This is a genomic window from Armatimonadota bacterium (genome assembly GCA_036504095.1).
In the GTDB taxonomy this organism is placed as follows: domain Bacteria; phylum Armatimonadota; class DTGP01; order JAKQQT01; family JAKQQT01; genus DASXUL01.
Window position 1 is genome coordinate 1 of record DASXVS010000077.1, and the last position, 4,213, is coordinate 4,213.

Annotated in this window: 2 tRNA genes and 2 rRNA genes; all 4 read right to left on the minus strand. The window is 55.2% G+C overall.

The annotated features are described in order from the left end of the window. A 23S ribosomal RNA gene (locus VGM51_17585) occupies positions 1 to 2,991 on the minus strand; the annotation flags it as partial. A 374-nt stretch (positions 2,992 to 3,365) separates the two neighbouring features. Then, positions 3,366 to 3,442, minus strand: a tRNA-Ile gene (locus VGM51_17590). Positions 3,443 to 3,522: 80 nt separating this feature from the next. Beyond that, positions 3,523 to 3,598 (minus strand) — tRNA-Ala (locus VGM51_17595). Between the two features lie 368 nt (positions 3,599 to 3,966). Continuing rightward, positions 3,967 to 4,213, minus strand: a 16S ribosomal RNA gene (locus VGM51_17600); the annotation flags it as partial.

Genomic DNA, 4,213 nt, shown 5'->3' on the forward strand with positions numbered 1-4,213 from the left:
AACCCTTGGGACCTCATCCAGCCCCAGGATGCGACGAGCCGACATCGAGGTGCCAAACCACGCCGTCGCTGTGAGCGCTTGGGCGTGATAAGCCTGTTATCCCCAGGGTAACTTTTATCCGTTAAGCCCACACCCTTCCACGCGGAGTGTGAGGATCACTAACCCCTGCTTTCGCACCTGCTCGACTAGTCAGTCTCGCAGTCAAGCCCCCTTCTGCGTTTGCACTCAACGGCCGATTTCCAACCGGCCTGAGGGGACCTTGGGACGCCTCCGTTACTCTTTGGGAGGCGACCGCCCCAGTCAAACTACCCGCCTGACACGGTTCCGCAGCCGGATCACGGCTTTGGTTAGTGCCTCCCCCATACAAGGGTGGTGTTCCATTGGTGGATTGCTCCTCCCACCTACTCTCTACATGCATGAGAGAGACACAATGCCAGGGTGTAGTAAAGCTCCATGGGGTCTTTCCGTCCTATGGTGGGTAACCGGCATCTTCACCGGTATTACAATTTCACCGAGTCTCTCGTTGAGACAGCGCTCAAGTCGTTACGCCATTCGTGCAGGTCGGAACTTACCCGACAAGGAATTTCGCTACCTTAGGACCGTTATAGTTACGGCCGCCATTCACCAGGGCTTCGTTTCAAGGCTGCACCTTGCGGTTGACCTCTCCAGTTAACCTTCTGGCATTGGGCAGGCGTCAGCCCCTATACATCGGCTTTCACCTTAGCAGGGACCTGTGTTTTTGGTAAACAGTCGCTCGAGCCATTTCACTGCAACCCCCCAGAGCCTTCGGCGTTACAGCCTACAACTCAAGGGGCGCCCCTTCTCCCGAAGTTACGGGGCTAGATTGCCTAGTTCCTTAACGAGAGTTCTCTCGCGCGCCTTGGTATCCTCTACCCGCCTACCTGTGTCGGTTTGCGGTACGGGCAGTAGCAATCTCCTTAGAGGCTTTTCTGGGCCCCAGTCAATCCCTCTTCCGTCGGCCCGAAGGCCTTCTTTCGTCTAAACAGCCGGCTTTACGTTCGCGGATTTGCCTGCGAACCCACCTACTGCTCGACCCCGGACTACCAACCCCGGGTCGGGATATCCTGAAGCGTCCCCCCATCGTAATAACGACTACTACTGGTGCCGGAATATCAACCGGCTGTCCATCGCCTACGGCAAACGCCCTCGGCTTAGGCCCGACTAAACTCAAGTGGACGAACCTTCCTTAAGAACCCTTAGGCTTTCGGCGGACGGGATTCTCACCCGTCTTTTCGTTACTCATACCCGCATCCTCACTCGAAACACCTCCACCAGGGCTTACGCCCTCGGCTTCGCTGATGTTTCGACGCTCCCCTACCACGCTGGAAGATGGAAGATAGAACGCGGAAAATGGATCCAAGCCGTACTAGAAGGTCTGCCACTGCTTGATAAGCACGTTCAACTGCTTACCAAGTATCGTGTAACCTTCCTGCCACTCCCGGTGGTGGACGTCGTCCAGCCAACCAAGATCGTGCGATGCGTCTATGAACATGCTTGCCTCGCTCACAGACCCTAACGCAGTCACCAGAACACGCTTGAAATCCTTCTCAAACGTCTTCCGGCCGTAGCCCTCCGCTATGTTTGCCGGAACACTCCAGGCAGCGCCTCGCAATTGGTTTACAATCCCGTGGCGACCCTCTTGTGGCCAACTCTCACTCTGGACTTGGATCTCCAGCGCCAGCTTGTAACTGCGTTGGTAGACCTCCAGATCGCGGAAGCCTCGTATCGGCTCTCTGTCTGTCCGATCCATCTTCTGCCCTCTATCTTCCACCCTCCAACATCCGCGGCTTCGGTGTATCGCTTGAGCCCCCTTACATTCTCGGCGCAGGGGAACATCGACCAGTAAGCTGTTACGCACTCTTTAAATGGTGGCTGCTTCTAAGCCAACATCCTGGTTGTCTATGTCCACCCCACATCCTTGTACACTTTGCGATACTTGGGGACCTTAGCCGGCGGTCTGGGCTGTTTCCCTCTCGACAATGAAGCTTAGCCCCCACTGTCTCACTGCGCCTCAACATTTAACGGCATTCGGAGTTTGGTTGGATTCGGTAACCCGGTGGGGCCCCTAGTCCATCCAGTGCTCTACCTCCGTCAAACTTTATAAGACACGCTGCACCTAAATGCATTTCGGGGAGAACCAGCTATCTCCGTGTTCGATTGGCATTTCACCGCTAACCACAGCTCTTCCGAGCATTCTTCAACATACACCGGTTCGGACCTCCAGAACGTGTTACCGTTCCTTCATCCTGGCCATGGCTAGATCACACGGTTTCGGGTCTATTCCACGCGACTGAATCGCCCTGTTCGGACTCGCTTTCGCTGCGGCTTGCACCTTGCCACGTAGAATAACTCGCGGGTTCATTCTGCAAAAGGCACGCCGTCACACCGATATACGGTGCTCCGACTGCTTGTAGGCACACGGTTTCAGGTCTATTTCACTCCCCTCCCGGGGTCCTTTTCACCTTTCCCTCACGGTACTGGTTCACTATCGGTGGCAACACGTATTTAGCCTTAGCGGGTGGTCCCGCCAGATTCCCACAGGGTTTCTCGTGTCCCGTGGTACTCGGGGTATCGCTCCCACTGCAATCGTCTTTCGCCTACGCGCCTATCACGCTCTACGGGACGGATTTCCAACCGTCTTCGACTAGACTCTTACAGATTTGGAACGCCCCACGACCCCGGAGGCCAAACCTCCGGTTTAGGCTCGTGCGGTTTCGCTCGCCACTACTCCCGCAATCACGGTTGTTTTCTTTTCCTCGGCTTACTAAGATGTTTCAGTTCGGCCGGTGCCCTCCTCATGCCCTATGTATTCAGGCAAGGGTGACCACGCTTATTGTGGCCGGGTTTCCCCATTCGGATTCCCACGGATCAAAGCTTGCTTGCAGCTCCCCGTGGCGTTTCGCCGCTGGCCGCGTCCTTCTTCGGCGTGTTGCCCCAAGGCATCCACCATGTGCCCTTAATCGGCTTCTTCTACTAACTTCCCTCATCTGCAGTTTTCAAGGCACAAAACTGGAAGTGAGAAGTTGGAGGTGGGAAGTTGGACCGGAGTCCAGAATCCCTACCCTTGCCTTCTTCTCTTCCAATTCGCGATTATCCGGAAACGATGCCCGGACAACCTATCGGCAAGAACGGAGTATAAACAACCTGCCCCACCCTTGTCAAAATCTTAATGCCAGCATTCAGCATCCGGCATTCAGCATTCAGGACGGAGGTCTCGGTACCAGGAAGCAGCACTTCCCGCATCCAATCCTCTAACATCCCTTTCCAGCATTCAGGTCGAAGGCTTCGCCTGGAGGCGGACCTTTCCGGTCCAACTTCCATCATCTATCCTCCAACCTCCAATTTGGTGGACCCAGATAGATTCGAACTATCGACCTCACCCTTATCAGGGGTGCGCTCTAACCAACTGAGCTACGGGTCCCAACGAAACGATGAACGATGAGTGATGAACGATGAATTCCGAAAATCCATTCTCCATCTTCCACCTTCCATCGTCCAGCTTGGTGGACGCAAGGTGACTCGAACACCCGACCCCCTGCGTGCAAAGCAGGTGCTCTCCCAACTGAGCTATGCGCCCCGCTGCGAAATGATGAATGTCAGAATGATGAATGATGAATGTCCGGACTCCGGACTTCATCGTTCCTGGTTCATCGCTTCCGCCCACATACACACAAAAGGGAGAGGCGCAAGCCTCTCCCGAAGGGTTTCCCCCCGTTCAGTTCCGGCTCGCCTTACCTCAAAATGTGTGCTGGTGAATCCCCATAAGCTTCAATTGGTGCTACATATCCACCTTGAACAACCCAGCAGCGTATCCGGTGAGTGGACACAGGAACGATGAATGATGAGCGATGAATGATGAACTTGGAAATTCATCGTTCATCGTTCCGACTTCATCGTTTCCGTGATCGACCTAAGATCGTCTGTGGCTACCCACAGTGTCCTTAGAAAGGAGGTGATCCAGCCGCAGGTTCCCCTACGGCTACCTTGTTACGACTTCGTCCCCCTTACCGGCCACACCTTCGCACCCTCCCTCCTTGCGGTTGGGCCAAGTGCTTCGGGTGCAACAGACTCAGGTGACGTGACGGGCGGTGTGTACAAGGCCCGGGAACGTATTCACCGCAGTATAGCTGACCTGCGGTTACTAGCGATTCCGACTTCACGGGGTCGAGTTGCAGACCCCGATCCGAACTGA